We start from the raw sequence: 16,356 nt of genomic DNA on the forward strand, positions 1-16,356 counted from the left end.
AGCACAGAGTAGCGCCACCAACCACTCAACAACAGGCAAAATTTCGCAAATCGTCTCGATTTTCCCTACCGCACACCCAGTGTAACATGATTTGTGCGAAACGCGCTTGTTTTTTCGAAATTTTTTTAGTTAACCTGATATCGAAGCACTTGTGTAGCCCAATCAATTCTATGGGAGGGACCGTGAAACTTGTAACATTCGAATACTTGGGCAATCGAGGTTTCGGACAGGTTCTTGAGGACAAGATCGAGCCCATCGACACGGCCACAGACCTGCGCGCCTTCCTTCCCGCCCTTATGCGGGGCGAAGCGCCCACGGCCGATAGGCGAAAGCCGATTCCGCTCAGTGCTGTTGAATTGCTTCCGCCGATCACCGATCCGTCCAAGATCTTCTGTGTGGCGACTAACTTTCACGAGCCGTCGCGCTCGGGAAAACTCGACCCGAGATTTCCGCTCATGTTCACCCGATGCGCCGACGCACAAACTGGCCATGATCAGCCAATGCTCAAGCCTCAGCACTCCGAACAGTATGATTTCGAGGGTGAGCTGGCGGTCATCATCGGGCTACCGGGACACAAGATCCATCGTGCCGATGCGATGAGCCATGTCGCGGGATACAGCTGCTTCAATGATGGCAGCGTCCGAGATTGGCAGAAGCACTCCACGCAGTTCACTCCCGGCAAGAACTTCTATCGGAGTGCGGGATTTGGCCCATGGCTGGTCACGACTGACGAAATCCCTGACCCAACAGCACTTGAGCTAGAAACCAGAGTCAACGGCGTCGTGAAACAGACCATCGGCATGGATCAAATGATCTTCGATATCCCCTGGCTGATCTCCTACATCTCGACCTTTGCACCGCTACGCGCCGGGGATGTGATCGTTACCGGAACACCGTCGGGTTTCGGTTCATCGCGCGATCCCAAAGAGTTCCTGAACGATGGCGACGTGATTGAGGTCGAAATATCGCGCATCGGTACGCTAAGGAACGTGGTTCAGCAGGACAGCGACCCACGCGCCGTCATGTTTTCGCAATAATTGTTTTTTTCGAAATTTATTGCGATCCACGGCTTCCCTGTGTAAGGACACACGGAAGCGCGAGCACACTGACATTGAAGGGAGGCGCCAGATGGCCCAGATCGTTCATGCCGCCGGGCATGTAAAACTCAATACAAACCGCGTCGAAGACGTGGTGCGCGATTCCACCGATATCCTCGGTCTACGCGTTACTCGAGAGGTCGGGAACCAGGTCTGGCTTAGCTCGAACGGCCGGGCCGCCGAACTCGTGGTCGTCGAAGCCGACGAGAACACGATCAACACCATCGGGCTTGAGGCGCTCAGCGTCGAAGACGTCAACGAAGCCGCCTCGCGGGTCGAAGGCGCAGGTTGCACATTGGTGTCTCAAGAGCCGTCGATGGACTGTATGGACGCCAGCATGACCTTTGACACGCCCGAAGGCCTTCGGTTCGAGATCCACACGCCGACCCGCGACGACATGTACAACCCGCGGTACAATACCGTCGGCGTCGGACCACGCCGGCTTGACCACATGAACATCCTGACACCCGATCCGGAAGCGACCGCTAAACAGCTCATGGCAATCGGCGACGTGCGCCAGTCCGAGCGCATGGTGAACTATGCATTGAGCTGGTATTACGGCGGCAACCGTCAGCACCATATTCTGGGCCTCGTCAAGAGCACCGCGCCGGGTCTGCATCACTACTCGTTCGAATTCCCTGAATTCAACATGTATTGCCGCCTAGGCGATATTCTTGACCGTCATGACCGCGAATATCTCTGGGGTCCGGGCCGCCACCGTCCCGGCGACAACACCTATGCCTATTATCTCGACAGCTCTAACTGCATGGTCGAGATTTCGGGACCCATGGCGACCGTCGCCGACGACGCGAACTTCGAGCCACGCGTCATCACCAATCTCGAACGGCCGGGTAATGTGCGCGATATGAACGTGTGGGGCACGCCCGCACCGCTCGAATGGCGCGAGCATTTCCACCCATTCATGAAACTCGGGTAAGCGAAAGGCGGCGGCAATGCGTAGCAACCTGATCGCAGGGGAATGGGTGAACGGCACTGCCGTGCCGAACATCAACCCGTCCGATACGTCCGACGTAATCGGCGAGTTCGCATCTGGCACGGCCCAGGATGCGACCGATGCCATCGCCGCCGCCCGCGCGGCTTTCGACACCTGGCAGTTTTCGGCTCCACTGGAGCGCCACGCGATCCTCTCGAAAACCGCCGCTGAACTAATGGCCCGCCGGGATGAGCTTGGCGAACTACTTGCGCGCGAAGAGGGCAAGACCCGAGCCGAGGCCACGGCCGAGGTTGGCCGGGCTGCACAGATCTTTGATTTTTTCGCGGGCGAGGCGCTACGCTTGACCGGCGAGGTCGGCGCATCGACTCGGCCCGGCGTCGAGGTCGCGGTGACGCGCGAGCCCGTCGGCGTCGTGGGCCTGATCACGCCATGGAACTTTCCCATCGCTATTCCCGCCTGGAAAATCGCACCGGCACTCGCACACGGCAACACGGTCGTGTTCAAACCCGCAAGCCTCGTGCCTGCCTCGGCCCATGCGCTGGTTGACATCCTTCACCGCGCGGGAGCGCCCGCGGGCACCGTAAACCTCGTGATGGGACCGGGGCGCAGCGTCGGGCAGAGCCTGATCGAGGGCGATCTCGACGCGATTTCCTTTACCGGCTCGACCGGAACCGGCGCGCTGATCGCCGCCGAATCCGCCAAACGCATGCGCCGCTGCCAGCTTGAGATGGGCGGCAAGAACCCGATGGTCGTGCTGGATGATGCCGATCTAGACATGGCTGTCCGCGTCTGTCTGGATGGCGCGTATTTTTCAACCGGGCAACGCTGCACCGCCTCGTCGCGCCTGATCGTGACCGAGGGTATTCACGACCGCTTCGTCGCAGCCCTGGGGGAGGCGATCGCGGGGTTGAACGTTGGACACGCACTTCACGAGGGCACCCAGATCGGCCCGGTTGTCGATCAGGGCCAACTCGACAGCAATCTCGCCTATGTCGCCCAAGGCGAAGCCGAAGGCGCCATGCGCCAAATCGGCGGCGAGGTCCTGAACCGCGACACCGCAGGGTTCTTCCAACGCCCTGCCCTGTTCACAGGCTGCACCAACGATATGACCATCGCGCGCGAGGAGATCTTTGGCCCGGTCGCGGCCGTCATCCGCGTGCGCGACTATGACGAAGCGCTGCACGTCGCCAATGATACACCGTTCGGGCTGACCTCAGGCATTTGCACGCGCAATCTCAAACACGCCAGCGATTTCCGACGCAAGTCGCAGGCCGGCATGGTCACGGTCAACCTGCCCACGGCGGGCGTAGATTTCCACACACCTTTTGGCGGGCGCAAAGGGTCGAGCTTTGGCCCCCGCGAACAGGGCGCATATGCGCGGGAATTCTATTCATCCATCAAGACAGCATACATCAACGCCGGTTGATCCACGCATCTGGAAAAAAAGGAGCACCTCTATGCAGGAAAAGGTCACATTTGAATCCGACGGGCTTAAATTGTCCGGCGTCATCCATATCCCAGACGGTTACGATGGCACGCCACTACCTGCGTTCATTGTATGCCACGGCTTCGTCGGTTCCAAGGACGAAAGCCACGCGCAGATCCAAGCCGAAATGCTGCAGGAATTCGGCTACGTCGCCTTGCGTTTCGATTTCCGCTGTTGCGGCGAAAGCGAAGGCGAACGCGCTCAGGTCCGCTGCATGGATCAGGTTGCAGACGCCAAGAACGCACTTACCTTCCTGTCGAAGCGCCCCGAAGTCGATGCCGAAAAGATCGGCATCACCGGTCATAGTTTTGGCGCAGCGGTATCGGTCTACACCGCGGGTGTGGACGAACGCGTGGCCTGCTGTCTGTCGTCCTGCGGTTGGGGCGATGGCGAGCGCAAATTCCGCGGCCAGCACCCGACCGAAGAAAGCTGGAACAAATTCGTGGATATCCTCGACAAGGGTCGCCAACACAAACAAGAGACGGGCGAAAGTGCGTGGATGAGCCGTTTCGATGCGGTGCCGATTCCGCCCGCCCTGCGCAAGAACCTGTCGCCCAAAGCGATCATGGAAATTCCGACCGAAACCGCTTGGTCGATGCGCAATTTCCGTGCCGATGATGTAGTGGCCAACATCGCGCCTCGTCCGCTTTTGCTGTTCCATACCGCGAACGACATCATCACGCCGACCATCGAGTCAGTGCGGATGTGGGAAAAGGCTGGCCATCCGAAAGAGCTTATGCTCATCGACACGACTGCCCATTTCCCGCTCGCACCCAATGACGCACCGCGAACGAAAATGATGATGAAGGGCTGGCTGGACAAGTTCTTCCCCACCCCACTCGCGAGCTGATCCCGAAAGGACGACACATGCCGACCATCCAAGCCGACGTCCTTCGAAGCTTTGCGAAAGATCTGCTGACTGCTGGAGGATTCTCGACGAAGGACGCTGCGCAAACCGCTGACCTTCTGGTCTGGGCGAACCTGCGCGGCGTGGACAGCCACGGGGTGCTACGCATTCCTCGCTACATCGAGATGATTGAGCAGGGCATTATGACCTCGGGGGGGACACCAGAAACCATGTGCGAATTCGGGGCGGTGACGGTGCTCGACGGGGGTAAATGTCCTGGCGCGGTCGGCATGAATGCAGCCGTCGAAAAGGCGGCAGACAGCGCGGTCAAGTTCGGCCTCGGATGGTGCGCCGCGCGCAACATTTCCCACGCGGGCGCGGTGGGGTATTTCACCTCCGCGCTTGCGGCCAAAGGGTTAGTCGGCATCGCCATGACCGCCTCGAAACCGCTGATGAGCTATGTAGGGGCCAAAGGCGAGGCACTCTCGACCAACCCGCTGTCGATTGCGATCCCGACAGGACCGGACAGTGATCCCATCGTGCTCGACATGTCGACAGCATCGGTCGCGCTTGGCAAGATCATGGCCGCCAAGGATGCCGGACGCGACATTCCCGAAGGCTGGGCGATTGATGCGGACGGCAACCCGGCCACCGACCCGAATAAGGTCGCGGCGCTTCTGCCGATGGCTGGTGCAAAAGGGTCCGGCCTGTCGTTGATGATCGAAATGCTCACCAGTGTCCTCGCGGGCAATGCTGTGATCGGCCCTGTTCTAACCGGCCTCAAGAAGGGTGGGTTCAACGGGCTGGTGCTCGCCGTGAACCCCGAGGCATTTGGCGAACGCGAAGCGTTCCAGACCGAGGTTACCCGGCTGGCCGGCGCGATCCACGCACTCGACCCGGCGGCAGGGAACGCCGCGGTGTTGCTCCCGGGCGAGCGCAGCGCGCAGACCGGGCGCACGCGCAGCGCTGCAGGAATCCCGCTTGCCGCCGGGACTGCGAAACGGCTCGTCGAAAAGGCTTCTCAACTAGAGGTTTCCGTACCAGACAGTCTCGCATGATGCAGGCGCCGGATTCGAAAGCAACGCGAGGGGGCTGGATCGACGGCCCCTTTTTCGTACTGTTCATCGCAGGACTGATGAGCAGTCTTGCGCTGTCGCTCGACATCTTCTTACCGGTGCTGCCCGAAATTTCGACCGCGTACCAGCTAGAAGACAGCACGCAGATCCGCAGCATCCTGACGGTTTTCATCTTTTCTTTCGGGGTCGGGCATCTCTTCGCAGGCATCCTGTCGGATCGCTACGGACGCCGGCCAGTCCTGACCGGAATGCTCGGGCTCTACGCTGTCATGGCCGTGTTCTGCAGCGTTGCGCCGACCTTCGATGCACTTGTTCTTGGCCGCCTCGTCCAAGGGTTTGCCGCTGCTGGTCCACGTGTGATCGCAGTGGCGATCGTGCGCGATCTGAGGTCGGGAACCGAAATGGCACGAACCCTGTCGATTGTGATGATGTTCTTTATGGTTGCGCCGATCCTCGCGCCCTTCCTGGGCGAGATTACCTCGGCCATCGCCGGCTGGCGCGCGGTTTTTGCTGTCCTCGCGATTTTCGCGCTGCCCCTTTGGGCAGTGGTGCAGTTCATCCTGCCTGAAACCTGCCCGCCCGAAAACCGGGCCCGCATTCGGGCGAACGTCATCTTCGGCAACCTCGGCCGCATGATCCGCGCGCCACAGACACTCGGCAACACAGCGGTCGCGACCCTGATCTACGGCGCTATGTTCGGATTCATTGGCATCGCCCCCCTGATTTATGGAGAGATCTACGGCATCACCACAGGGTTTGCGGCCTATTTTGCAACATTCGGCATGGGGATCGCTGGCGCCGCCTATGCCAACTCGAAATTGGTGGTGCGCTATGGTCCGACGCGCGTATTGTTGCGGGCGTTGGTGTGCCTCACTGTGATCGCGATCGGCTTCACCGTCATTACTCAATTCATCGCTCCGCCACTATGGTTGTTCCATCTCACCACCATGGCTTTGATGTTCACCAAGGGGCTAATCTACGCCAACTGCAATACGCTGGCCGTCGATCTGCATCGCGGCTTCGCGGGGTTCGCCTCGGCCATGATCGGGGGGATGACGATGCTAGGCAGCGCTGTTATCGCGCATATGATCGGCGGTGCTTATTCCGGCAATGTCACTATCCTTGGAGCATCTTATGCTTTGATTGGCGCACTCGCGACATTGATTGCACTACAGGCGAACTGCGAGCTCTGAGCAGGCGCGCTAGGAACTAGCGCTGTGCGTTAGCCAATCACGAAAGGCGACCAGCGGGGCATAGCTTTCCTTTTCGCCTGGCCAGACAAGCCAATATGCTCCGCGCACGGGCACTGCATGCTGCATAACAGGCACCAGCCGCCCTTCCGCAATCTCGATCTGGGCAAGATAATCAGGCAGAAGCGCGATCCCAAGACCGGAAATGGCCGCTTGGATCATCATCGAAAACTGATCGACCAGCATTCCGCCTGCCCCTGACGGCACGCCCCCTTGCCCTTCGAACCAGTCGGCCCAGACGGTCGGTCGGCTTTCGAGATGCAGCGTCGGAACATCGACCAAATCGTCCAGACTTGTCAACGGGCGCGAGGCGGCGAATTCGGGCGACACGCAGGCGGTGACGCGTTCGTCGAACAGCTTCAAATGCCGCGCGCCGTCCCAATCTGGCTGGCCGTAGTAGATCGCAGCATCGAACACCTCCCCGGCGAAATCGAACCGTCCGATCCGCGTCGACATGTTCACGCCGACTCCGGGGTGCGCGTTCAGAAAACCGCCCAGACGCGGCCCCAGCCAGCGCGTGGCGAAGGTTGGTAGAACCGCAAGTGACAGTGTGCCACCGTCTGGATTTGTCACCACAGACATCGACGCACGCTGAATCATGTCGAGGGCGCGCGCGACGTCGCGCTGGTAATTGATCGCGGCGGAATTGGGGATCAGTCGACGGCGCTCGCGCGTGAACAGCTCTTTTCCGAGTTGCTCTTCGAGGGTCAGGATCAGGCGGCTTACAGTGCTTTGGGTCAGGTTCAACTCGGCCGCAGCAGCGGTTACCGACCGATGACGTACGACTGCATCCAGCGCCATCAACAACTTGACCGAAGGGAGAAACCGTCTTTGCCGCATTTCATTCATCTACTACATGTTTTGATGTATGAATATCGTTATCCCATGCGTTTTTCCATGCATATTATCGCTGAAAAATAGATTTTCCGATTCGGTGCCCAAGAGGAGACCCGCAATGTCCGCAACATCCCACAAAGGGGTTCAGTTTAACTGGGCCGACCCTTTCCTGCTTGACGACCAGATCACCGACGAAGAGCGCATGATCTCAGAAAGCGCGCACCAATTCGCTCAAGACCGCCTGCTCTCGCGCGTTCAAGAGGCCTATCTCAACGAACAGACTGACCCTGAGATTTTCCGCGAGATGGGCGCGCTCGGTCTGCTCGGCGTGACCGTGCCCGAAGAGTACGGCGGTGTGGGCGCGTCTTACGTTTCCTACGGGCTTGTCGCCCGCGCGGTTGAACGCGTCGATAGCGGTTATCGTTCAATGATGTCGGTGCAAAGCTCACTGGTGATGTTCCCGATCTACGCCTACGGCTCGGAAGAGCAGAAGCAGAAATACCTGCCCAAACTTGCCAGCGGCGAGTATATCGGGTGTTTCGGATTGACCGAACCGGATGCAGGCTCGGACCCGGCGGGGATGAAGACCCGTGCGATCAAGACCGAAGGCGGCTACCGTCTGATCGGCTCGAAGATGTGGATTTCCAACAGCCCCATCGCCGATGTGTTCGTCGTCTGGGCAAAGTCCGAGGCGCATGGCGGCAAGGTTCGCGGCTTCATCCTGGAAAAAGGTATGAAAGGGCTGTCAGCTCCCAAGATCGGCGGCAAGCTGTCCCTGCGTGCCTCCATCACCGGCGAGATCGTGATGGATAATGTCGAGGTCAGCGAGGACGCGCTGTTGCCGAATGTTCAGGGCATGAGCGGTCCATTCGGTTGTCTCAACCGCGCGCGCTACGGCATCGCCTGGGGTGTGATGGGCGCCGCCGAGGACTGTCTGCACCGTACGCGGCAATACGGGCTCGATCGCAAACAGTTTGACCGCCCGCTCGCCGCCACGCAGCTCTACCAGAAAAAGCTCGCCGATATGGAAACCGAGATCGCGCTTGGCCTTCAGGCCTGCCTGCGGGTCGGTAGGTTGTTCGACGAGGGTCGCTTCGCGCCCGAGATGATCTCGCTCATCAAGCGCAACAACTGCGGCAAAGCACTCGAGATCGCGCGAAATTCTCGGGACATGCATGGCGGAAACGGTATTCAGATTGAATACCACGTGATGCGCCACGCGCAGAACCTCGAGACGGTGAACACCTACGAGGGCACCCATGACGTGCACGCCTTGATCCTCGGGCGCGCGATCACTGATCTGCAAGCTTTCGCCTAAGCCATGACCAATGACGCGCCCCTCAAGGGCCTCAAGGTCATTGAATTGGCCCGCATTCTGGCCGGCCCATGGATCGGTCAGACTCTGGCCGATCTCGGTGCCGAGGTCATCAAGGTCGAGGCCCCCGAAGGCGACGATACGCGCCGCTGGGGACCTCCCTTCATCGAACGCCCGCTTCCCGAGGGTGGAACCGAAAAGGTCGCCACCTATTTCCACGCGGCCAATCGCGGCAAGCGGTCGATGACTTGCGACTTCTCGAACGCCAAAGATCTGGCCCGGCTGCACGACTTGATCGCCGAGGCCGACGTACTGGTCGAGAACTTTAAAGTCGGCGGCCTTGCGAAATTCGAGCTCGACTATGAAACCGTTTCGAAACTCAATCCCCGCCTCGTCTACGCCTCCGTGACCGGCTTTGGTCAGGACGGTCCTCGCTCCAAACAGCCCGGTTACGATTTCCTGATCCAAGGCATGTGCGGCATCATGGACCTGACAGGCGAACCTGACGGTGAACCGCAAAAGGTCGGTGTCGCATGGATCGACATCTTTACCGGCCTTTACGGTGTGATCGGTATCCAGGCCGCATTGGCAGAGCGCGAGCGTTCGGGCCTTGGCCAGCATGTGGACCTGTCCCTGCTGGATTGCGGCGTGGGCGTCCTTGCCAACCAGGCCACCAACCTCCTCCTCGGTGGCCTTCTCCCGAAACGGCTCGGAAACGCCCATCCCAATATCGTGCCCTATCAGGTATTTCCCTCCTCCGACGGTCACCTGATTATTGCTTGCGGCAACGACCGGCAATTCGCCGCGCTCTGCCGGGTGCTGGGCCTCGATGGGCTGGATGCCGATCCGAGCTATGCCACCAACCCTCTTAGGGTCGAACATCGTGAGGCACTGTGCGCGACGCTCACCCAAGCCACGCAGGGACGCTCCAAGGCGGATCTGATTGCTGGACTAGAGGCTGCTGGCGTGCCGGTTGGACCGATAAACACGGTCGCCGAGGCCCTTGACGAGCCCCAGATCAAGGTGCGCGGCATGCGCATTGCGCCCGAAGGTATCGAAGGCCTGCGCACGCCGATCCAGTTCTCGCGAAGCAACATGACGCTTGATCGCGCGGCCCCGTTGCTCGGCATGGGTAATGCCGCATTTGGAGAGGTTGAATGACCCTGCAGACGATTTCGGTCATCGGCGCGGGCCAGATGGGCGCGGGCATCGCTCAGGTCTGCGCGCAGGCAGGCTACGACGTTCGCCTCAACGACGTTTCCGATGACGTTTTGGAAAGTGCCCGCGCCGACCTCGAAAAGCGCCTCGCCCGGTTGGTCGAACGGGGCAAACTCAGCGGCGAGGATCGATCCGAAACGCTTAATCGTATCACCATGACCCGTGATCTCGCCGTGGTCGGCGCCGCGGACCTCGTCATCGAGGCTGCCACCGAGAACGAAACGCTCAAGCACAAGATTTTCGAAGGGCTCGCACCGCACCTGGACCGCGACACCATCCTTGCCTCGAACACCTCGTCAATCTCGATTACCCGGCTGGCGGCGCGCACCGACCGCCCCGAGCGCTTTATGGGCGTGCATTTCATGAACCCGGTACCGGTGATGCAACTGGTCGAGTTGATCCGTGGCATAGCCACCGACGAGGCAACGTTCGCGTCCTGCAAGGATCTCGTCGACCGGCTTGGCAAAACCGCGACCACCTCCGAAGACTTTCCCGCCTTCATCGTCAACCGCGTCCTGATTCCAATGATCAACGAGGCGGCTTACGTTCTCTACGAAGGCGTCGGTAATGTTGCCAGCATTGACAGCGCGATGAAACTCGGCGCGAACCACCCTATGGGACCGCTGGAACTGGCCGATTTCATCGGACTGGATACGTGTGTTGCAATCATGAAAGTGCTGCACGAGGGGTTCGCGGACACAAAATACCGCCCCTGCCCTCTTCTAGTGAAATATGTCGAAGCCGGCTGGGTCGGCCGCAAGTCGGGCCGAGGTTTCTACGACTACCGGGGAAATTTCCCGATACCAACGCGATAAGGAAAAACTCAATGAAGATACTCGTCCCTATCAAGCGGGTAGTTGATTACAATGTTAAGGTTCGTGTTAGGGCGGACGGCAGCGGTGTCGATCTTGCAAACGTGAAAATGTCGATGAACCCGTTCGACGAGATTGCCGTCGAAGAGGCCATCCGCCTGAAAGAAGCTGGTGTCGCGACAGAAATCGTCGCCGTATCGATCGGAGTGAAGCAAGCCCAAGAGACACTGCGCACCGCGCTGGCCATGGGCGCCGACCGTGCGATCCTGATTGTTGCCGCCGACGACGTCCACACCGACATCGAGCCGCTGGCCGTTGCCAAGCTGCTGAAAGCCGTGATCGAGGCGGAGGCGCCGGGACTGGTAATCGCGGGCAAGCAAGCCATCGACAACGACATGAATGCAACCGGCCAGATGCTGGCAGCCCTCCTGGGTTGGTCTCAGGCCACCTTCGCATCCGAAGTCAAAGTCGAAGGTGACATCGCCGTCGTGACCCGCGAGGTTGATGGCGGCCTGCAAACCATCAGCGTCAAGCTGCCGGCGATCGTGACCGCCGACCTGCGCTTGAACGAGCCGCGCTACGCGAGCCTGCCGAACATCATGAAGGCCAAGAAAAAGCCGCTGGATGAAAAGACCGCCGCCGACTACGGCGTCGACGTCAGCCCGCGGCTGGAAGTGGTGAAAACCTCGGAACCCGCCTCGCGAAGCGCAGGCGAAATGGTGCCCGACGTCGACACGCTTGTGGCGAAACTGAAAGATAAGGGGCTGGTGTGATGGCTGTTCTCCTTCTGGCGGAGATCAACGACGGCGCGCTGGCGCTGGATGCAACCGCCAAGGCTGTCAGCGCGGCCGGCAAGCTGGGCGACGTGACCGTGCTGGCCGTAGGCGCCAAGGCCGCAGAAGCGGGCGCCGAAGCCGCCACGATCGCGGGCGTCTCCAAGGTACTGGTGGCCGAGGATGCGCTCTATGGCCATCGCCTGGCCGAGCCGGTTTCGGCCCTGATCGCCGGGCTGGCCGTGAGCTATAGCCACATCGTGGCTCCTGCCACCACCGACGCCAAGAACATCCTGCCGCGCGTCGCCGCGCTCTTGGACGTGATGATCCTGACCGACGTGACCGCCGTAGTCGACGCCGATACCTTCGAACGCCCGGTCTATGCCGGCAACGCGGTCCAAACGGTTAGATCGAAGGACGCCAAGAAGGTTATCACCTTCCGGACCTCAACCTTCGAGGCCGCGGGTGCGGGTGGTTTGGCCGCCGTCGAGACCGTCGCCACGGGCGCGAACCCGGGCGTATCGGAATGGGTCGAGGACAAGCTGGCCGAAAGCGACCGTCCCGAGCTGACCTCGGCCAAGGTCGTGGTGTCGGGCGGGCGCGGCGTTGGCTCGGAAGAGAACTTCGCGATCATAGAGCAGCTGGCCGACAAGCTGGGTGCCGCCGTCGGTGCAAGCCGCGCGGCCGTAGACAGCGGCTTTGCCCCAAACGACTGGCAGGTGGGCCAGACCGGCAAGGTCGTCGCCCCCGAACTTTACATCGCCGTCGGCATCTCGGGCGCGATCCAACACCTCGCTGGCATGAAAGACAGCAAGGTCATCGTCGCCATCAACAAGGACGAAGAGGCGCCCATCTTTCAGGTGGCCGACTACGGGCTTGTGGCAGACCTATTTGAGTCCGTGCCAGAACTTGTGGAAAAGATCTAGCCTTACCAAGATTTCAAATAATATCTAAACCCGGCTTTCGATAGGAATTTGATTTCTCGTCATAATTCGTCCTCCAAAACCTCCCGGTGGGCGAATTCCTGGCGGCGCCGGGTCTCCCGGTGCCGCCTCCTTTTCCAGCGAGGCGTAGGGAACCCAGCAAAGAACCGCACGCGACACTAACTCGCACAATTCGAGTGGCTACCGTAGTCGGCACAGAAAGGCAGGTACCGATGGATACCAGACAGGACGAAGGCACAGCGATTGCCCGTTTGGTCGGTGGCTCCTCGAGTCGGACTGTCGGCTGGGTTTATCTCTGGAACACATTCGAGCTTGGCGTGCTTTGGCTGCGCCGCGATCTGGCACCCGAACGCATCGAACCGCCCTTGAGTCCAGAGGTTCTCGCGAGGGCCAAGTCCGTTACAACCGACGAAATCACGGCGATTCTTGATAGACTTGCCCCAGGTGGCACACCCAAATAGATTGAGGATGTCGGACGTCAGACTCAACCATTCATTGCTATATTTCGAGTGACATTGCTATATTATTGGTGAATGATGCGGGAAACCTCCATCATGATGGACTCCACCCATGCTTCGCTCAACCGCCCGCTTCATTGCCGTCGCCGCCATCGGCGCTCTCCCGATCCTTGGCGGCGCGAACCACGCTTCTGCGCAATCCTACCCGATCGATTGCGCGATCCTGCTGTGCCTGTCCGGCGGGTGGCCGGCCTCCGCTCCATGCGCGCGCGCGCGCGCCGAGTTCATCCGGCGGATCACACCCTGGCCCGTTGAACCGCCTCTACAGATCTGGCGCTGCCCGATGGGCGCGTCGTTTCATCCAAAGGGTTACGGCGACCACAGCGGTCGTATCTACGACATCCTGTTTGACGCTGCCCCCCTGCCCCAAAGCCTTGCCGTAGGCCGGAGGCGAACCGGGACTGAGCCCACACCAACGGTGCTTTCTCTGAAGCCGGATCGAGATGCCAAGCTGCCGAAAGGGCTCCCGCTGCACCTGGTACAGGACCGGGCGGACATCGATATCAGCGGACCCGAATTCAATTTCGTGCGCTCGATCCGAGTCTATGACGTGCGATACGCCCGACAGCATGAATCCGGCCGCGATGGGGATTGCAGTCGAACCGCGACGGTCCGCCTCGGAACCTACGGGGTGCAGGGCGATTTCGCCTGGACCACGTCCTCTCTAGCGGACCTGCCCGACGCCCACGTGGGGCTTGAACGATGGGGCGAGCATTGCCCGGGCATCTTTCATCGGTCGGTGTTCGTCGACTGGCGCGACTACGAGGGCAACTATGGATATGAACAGGTGAATTACTAAGTGCCAGTTCCTGTCCGCACGTCCCGTGAGAATGCAAGAAGCGACTGTTCGACGTGATCCTGCCCCTCCTGACGGAGCCGTTGGTGTCCTTGCGTCGCCAATCGCGGACAGAACCCGTACAATACTATAATAATGTCTCCTGAGCACGCCGCGAGTTTGCCGCCCCGACAGTTCTTTGCCCGTGATGCCTCTGCCGCAAGCATTGTGCCAACGCCCATCGACTGAGGCCCTTTTCATCCTTCAGATCCTATGATCCGGCTCCGTCGCCGCCTTGGCCGCCGCCAGTAGCGTAACCGCATCGATCTGCAGAGCGCGCGCGAGCACGATCAACTCAACCACGTCGACCCTACGCTCTCCGCTCTCCAGACGAGCGACGAAGGACTGGTGGCATCTGAGACGCAAAGCGAGCTCGGCCTGCGTCATACCAGCCGCCTTCCGCGCCGCAATCAAAGCGTCGCGAAGTGCCTCATGTCCCGAACTCCTGATCGTTTTCGCCACGTGTCACAAACCTCTTGTGACAGGGCTAATCTACTTTATAGATTATCTAAAAAGTGGATAACGGGCGTTTACGTGATGATAGAGATTCCGAATTGCACGCCGCCGATACGGCCGGATGTCAAAAGACGACGCCCCTTAGGAAAGATCACGGTCACATCACTCGCCCATCAATTCCAGGAAACGCCCGTAGTCCTGGCTCACCTCCCGCGCCTCTTCGAACGCCCGGGCGCGCTCCTCCTCAAGGCACCGAAAATAGCTCTGGATGTCCCGGATGTAGACTTCAAAGTCGCTGCGGATGAGGTCAGCATAGTCCCGCGCGGCTTCGAAATCGCTCGGCACGAAGGGCCTGGGCGGCGGCAAACAGGACGCGGCGGAGACTTCGCCCGGCAAACCCGTGACCAGAAGTATAGCTTGTGCCACGGCCGACGCGCACAACCTGAGGGCGTCTAAATCCCTTATTTTCTTGATCAAATGCATGGGAACCGTCTATTCGTTAATTGAGCAAGAATCCGCTTGTCGCATCAAAAGTTTATCTTGTGCGTCAATACTATATCATCGTATGACTTGGTTTCAACACCGGAAACCTGGTCATTCGCCCTATTGGAGATCGTGATCCGGGTGATGGACCTAGAAAAAGAAGCCCCTAATGTGGTCACCGAACCCAGATTCCGCGATCTGGTCGCCAGCGGCTATCGCGTCGAAGTTGTCTGCAAGGAGGACGCCTTCAAGAAAGGCCCCAACTGGCACGGGGTGTGGATTCTGCGGGCGGTCAGCGACGAAGGCGTCGAAAAACTCCTGGTTACGGCCCGGACCCGGACCTCGCGCAACGATATCAAGATCCGCGAGATCAGGACCGTCACCGGCGTCATCTCCTTCCTGCAGGGCATCGGCTTCTCCCATGCCGACATCCCGCTCGAGGAAGGCAAGCGGACGGTCCAGAAGCTCTCCGGCGAGGAGATCGCCGCCAGCCGGGGCTAGCGCCCTCCTTCTTGCCTTCCTGAGCTTTCCGGCGTCAGCCGAGATGGTGCTGGTGATGGGGCGCGACGGATCGCTCTCCCCGTCGGCCGCGCAATCCGGCTTCGCCCGCACCTATAATGACGGGATCGGACAAGAACCTGCTTCGGACGGGCTGCGTATCTTTGGTGAGGGCAAGGATGCTGCGGAGAACGATAAGTTCCGGATCGCGGCTATCGCACCGAATGCGCCCGCGCCTCGCCCGGACATCCTCGCGGCGATCCAGGACACCGGCCTGCGCTATGCCGGCCACCCGGGTCTTCGCGCGGCGGACATCACCGTCACCGACTGGCTCAATCTCTATCGCGCCAATATCGAGATCGAGAGCGCCTACGACCCGCGCGCCGTCTCCCGTGTCGGGGCGATCGGGCTCGGGCAGCTCATGCCGGACACGGCCCGCGCGCTCGGCGTCGATCCCCATGACTGGCGGCAGAATCTCGACGGATCGGCCCGTTATCTCGCCTTGATGCTGGCCGAGTTTGGCGACGCGCGCCTCGCGCTCGCCGCCTACAATGCCGGGCCCGACGCCGTGCGCGAGTATTCCGGCATTCCACCGTTTCGAGAAACCCAAAACCACGTCCAGCGGGTGCTGGCCGTCTTCAACCGGCTGGAAGGAGCGTCCCCATGAAGCCATTGACGAAACCCCTGATCACCCTTGCCGCTCTCCTCATCGTTGCGGCAGAGCCGGCCCTGGCCCAGAGCATCGACCTCTCCCCGATTCAGAGCTTGCTTCAGGGCATCGTGGACGCGCTGACCGGGCCGCTTGGCGTCGTCATCGCCACCCTCGCGGTCCTCGGCGTGTTCCTCAGCTGGTTCTTCAACATCATCGATCTGCGCCAAGCCCTCTGGGTGCTGGTGGGCATCGCGGGTGTTGCCGCCGCGCCGACCATCGTTGCCGCCGTCTTCGGGTCGTGAGA

18 protein-coding genes are annotated in these 16,356 nt (G+C 60.4%); 15 read left to right on the forward strand and 3 right to left on the reverse strand.

All coding sequences use genetic code 11. The features are described from left to right. The first annotated feature begins 182 nt into the window (after window positions 1-182). The 6 genes from GKC28_RS14115 to GKC28_RS14140 all read left to right on the forward strand — a co-directional run bounded on the left by GKC28_RS14115 (window position 183) and on the right by GKC28_RS14140 (window position 6,654). Complete coding sequence (locus GKC28_RS14115; RefSeq protein ID WP_217434087.1) at window positions 183-1,037, forward strand: fumarylacetoacetate hydrolase family protein; 855 nt, start codon at window positions 183-185, stop codon at window positions 1,035-1,037. A gap of 91 nt (window positions 1,038-1,128) precedes the next feature. Continuing rightward, window positions 1,129-2,034 carry a VOC family protein gene (locus tag GKC28_RS14120; protein ID WP_174147546.1) on the forward strand — a complete coding sequence of 302 codons (906 nt, stop codon included), beginning with the start codon at window positions 1,129-1,131 and terminating at the stop codon, window positions 2,032-2,034. Window positions 2,035-2,050: 16 nt separating this feature from the next. Next, complete coding sequence (locus tag GKC28_RS14125; RefSeq protein ID WP_174147547.1) at window positions 2,051-3,478, forward strand: aldehyde dehydrogenase family protein; 1,428 nt, start codon at window positions 2,051-2,053, stop codon at window positions 3,476-3,478. Window positions 3,479-3,509: 31 nt separating this feature from the next. Beyond that, window positions 3,510-4,388, forward strand: coding sequence for an alpha/beta hydrolase (locus tag GKC28_RS14130; protein ID WP_174147548.1), 879 nt, complete (start codon window positions 3,510-3,512; stop codon window positions 4,386-4,388). 17 nt (window positions 4,389-4,405) lie between these two features. After that, window positions 4,406-5,443 (forward strand): Ldh family oxidoreductase, encoded by a 1,038-nt coding sequence (locus GKC28_RS14135; protein ID WP_174147549.1) that lies wholly within the window; start codon window positions 4,406-4,408, stop codon window positions 5,441-5,443. Further along, window positions 5,440-6,654: a multidrug effflux MFS transporter gene (locus GKC28_RS14140; RefSeq protein WP_174147550.1), complete on the forward strand. Its 1,215-nt coding sequence runs from the start codon at window positions 5,440-5,442 to the stop codon at window positions 6,652-6,654. The genes GKC28_RS14135 and GKC28_RS14140 overlap by 4 nt, the downstream gene beginning before the upstream one ends. A 9-nt stretch (window positions 6,655-6,663) precedes the next feature. On the opposite strand, the gene GKC28_RS14145 is transcribed toward GKC28_RS14140, so the two are convergent. Continuing rightward, window positions 6,664-7,551 carry a LysR family transcriptional regulator gene (locus GKC28_RS14145; protein WP_174147576.1) on the reverse strand — a complete coding sequence of 296 codons (888 nt, stop codon included), beginning with the start codon at window positions 7,549-7,551 and terminating at the stop codon, window positions 6,664-6,666. A 115-nt stretch (window positions 7,552-7,666) separates the two neighbouring features. On the opposite strand from GKC28_RS14145, the gene GKC28_RS14150 reads away from it, so the two are divergent. The 6 genes from GKC28_RS14150 (at window position 7,667) to GKC28_RS14175 (ending at window position 13,927) form a co-directional block, all read left to right on the forward strand. Further along, complete coding sequence (locus GKC28_RS14150) at window positions 7,667-8,866, forward strand: acyl-CoA dehydrogenase (protein WP_174147551.1); 1,200 nt, start codon at window positions 7,667-7,669, stop codon at window positions 8,864-8,866. A 3-nt stretch (window positions 8,867-8,869) separates the two neighbouring features. Beyond that, complete coding sequence (locus GKC28_RS14155; RefSeq protein ID WP_174147552.1) at window positions 8,870-10,024, forward strand: CaiB/BaiF CoA-transferase family protein; 1,155 nt, start codon at window positions 8,870-8,872, stop codon at window positions 10,022-10,024. After that, the gene (locus GKC28_RS14160) at window positions 10,021-10,896 is read left to right on the forward strand and encodes a 3-hydroxybutyryl-CoA dehydrogenase (protein ID WP_174147553.1); all 876 of its coding nucleotides are present in this window, start codon (window positions 10,021-10,023) and stop codon (window positions 10,894-10,896) included. Before GKC28_RS14155 ends, GKC28_RS14160 begins: the two co-directional genes overlap by 4 nt. 11 nt (window positions 10,897-10,907) lie before the next feature. Next, the gene (locus GKC28_RS14165) at window positions 10,908-11,666 is read left to right on the forward strand and encodes an electron transfer flavoprotein subunit beta/FixA family protein (protein ID WP_174147554.1); all 759 of its coding nucleotides are present in this window, start codon (window positions 10,908-10,910) and stop codon (window positions 11,664-11,666) included. Further along, complete coding sequence (locus GKC28_RS14170) at window positions 11,666-12,592, forward strand: FAD-binding protein (RefSeq protein ID WP_174147555.1); 927 nt, start codon at window positions 11,666-11,668, stop codon at window positions 12,590-12,592. Before GKC28_RS14165 ends, GKC28_RS14170 begins: the two co-directional genes overlap by 1 nt. Window positions 12,593-13,180: 588 nt before the next feature. Beyond that, entirely contained in the window at window positions 13,181-13,927 is a 747-nt protein-coding gene (locus GKC28_RS14175; protein WP_254604235.1) for a hypothetical protein, read from the forward strand. Between the two features lie 240 nt (window positions 13,928-14,167). On the opposite strand, the gene GKC28_RS14180 is transcribed toward GKC28_RS14175, so the two are convergent. After that, a complete protein-coding gene (locus GKC28_RS14180; protein WP_174147556.1) occupies window positions 14,168-14,425 on the reverse strand; it encodes a helix-turn-helix transcriptional regulator in 258 nt (85 codons plus the stop codon). Between the two features lie 156 nt (window positions 14,426-14,581). Further along, complete coding sequence (locus GKC28_RS14185) at window positions 14,582-14,902, reverse strand: hypothetical protein (RefSeq protein ID WP_254604236.1); 321 nt, start codon at window positions 14,900-14,902, stop codon at window positions 14,582-14,584. A 144-nt stretch (window positions 14,903-15,046) separates the two neighbouring features. Between GKC28_RS14185 and GKC28_RS14190 the strand changes: the two genes are divergently transcribed. The 3 genes from GKC28_RS14190 to GKC28_RS14200 are packed head-to-tail and all read left to right on the forward strand — an operon-like array spanning window position 15,047 to window position 16,354. Next, a complete protein-coding gene (locus GKC28_RS14190; RefSeq protein WP_028288544.1) occupies window positions 15,047-15,403 on the forward strand; it encodes a hypothetical protein in 357 nt (118 codons plus the stop codon). Window positions 15,404-15,446: 43 nt separating this feature from the next. After that, entirely contained in the window at window positions 15,447-16,067 is a 621-nt protein-coding gene (locus GKC28_RS14195) for a lytic transglycosylase domain-containing protein (RefSeq protein ID WP_174147557.1), read from the forward strand. After that, window positions 16,064-16,354 carry a TrbC/VirB2 family protein gene (locus tag GKC28_RS14200; RefSeq protein ID WP_174147558.1) on the forward strand — a complete coding sequence of 97 codons (291 nt, stop codon included), beginning with the start codon at window positions 16,064-16,066 and terminating at the stop codon, window positions 16,352-16,354. Before GKC28_RS14195 ends, GKC28_RS14200 begins: the two co-directional genes overlap by 4 nt. Window positions 16,355-16,356: the final 2 nt, after the last annotated feature.

This window comes from Leisingera sp. ANG59 (assembly GCF_013317235.1).
GTDB lineage: Bacteria > Pseudomonadota > Alphaproteobacteria > Rhodobacterales > Rhodobacteraceae > Leisingera.

Bases quoted from the DNA above. Each gene is read 5' to 3' on its own strand.
- GKC28_RS14120 (WP_174147546.1), top strand. From the start codon at position 1,129: ATGGCCCAGATCGTTCATGCCGCCGGGCATGTAAAACTCAATACAAAC.
- GKC28_RS14125 (WP_174147547.1), top strand. From the start codon at position 2,051: ATGCGTAGCAACCTGATCGCAGGGGAATGGGTGAACGGCACTGCCGTG.
- GKC28_RS14130 (WP_174147548.1), top strand. From the start codon at position 3,510: ATGCAGGAAAAGGTCACATTTGAATCCGACGGGCTTAAATTGTCCGGC.
- GKC28_RS14135 (WP_174147549.1), top strand. From the start codon at position 4,406: ATGCCGACCATCCAAGCCGACGTCCTTCGAAGCTTTGCGAAAGATCTG.
- GKC28_RS14140 (WP_174147550.1), top strand. From the start codon at position 5,440: ATGATGCAGGCGCCGGATTCGAAAGCAACGCGAGGGGGCTGGATCGAC.
- GKC28_RS14145 (WP_174147576.1), bottom strand. From the start codon at position 7,551: ATGCGGCAAAGACGGTTTCTCCCTTCGGTCAAGTTGTTGATGGCGCTG.
- GKC28_RS14150 (WP_174147551.1), top strand. From the start codon at position 7,667: ATGTCCGCAACATCCCACAAAGGGGTTCAGTTTAACTGGGCCGACCCT.
- GKC28_RS14155 (WP_174147552.1), top strand. From the start codon at position 8,870: ATGACCAATGACGCGCCCCTCAAGGGCCTCAAGGTCATTGAATTGGCC.
- GKC28_RS14160 (WP_174147553.1), top strand. From the start codon at position 10,021: ATGACCCTGCAGACGATTTCGGTCATCGGCGCGGGCCAGATGGGCGCG.
- GKC28_RS14165 (WP_174147554.1), top strand. From the start codon at position 10,908: ATGAAGATACTCGTCCCTATCAAGCGGGTAGTTGATTACAATGTTAAG.
- GKC28_RS14170 (WP_174147555.1), top strand. From the start codon at position 11,666: ATGGCTGTTCTCCTTCTGGCGGAGATCAACGACGGCGCGCTGGCGCTG.
- GKC28_RS14175 (WP_254604235.1), top strand. From the start codon at position 13,181: ATGCTTCGCTCAACCGCCCGCTTCATTGCCGTCGCCGCCATCGGCGCT.
- GKC28_RS14185 (WP_254604236.1), bottom strand. From the start codon at position 14,902: ATGCATTTGATCAAGAAAATAAGGGATTTAGACGCCCTCAGGTTGTGC.
- GKC28_RS14190 (WP_028288544.1), top strand. From the start codon at position 15,047: ATGGACCTAGAAAAAGAAGCCCCTAATGTGGTCACCGAACCCAGATTC.
- GKC28_RS14195 (WP_174147557.1), top strand. From the start codon at position 15,447: ATGGTGCTGGTGATGGGGCGCGACGGATCGCTCTCCCCGTCGGCCGCG.
- GKC28_RS14200 (WP_174147558.1), top strand. From the start codon at position 16,064: ATGAAGCCATTGACGAAACCCCTGATCACCCTTGCCGCTCTCCTCATC.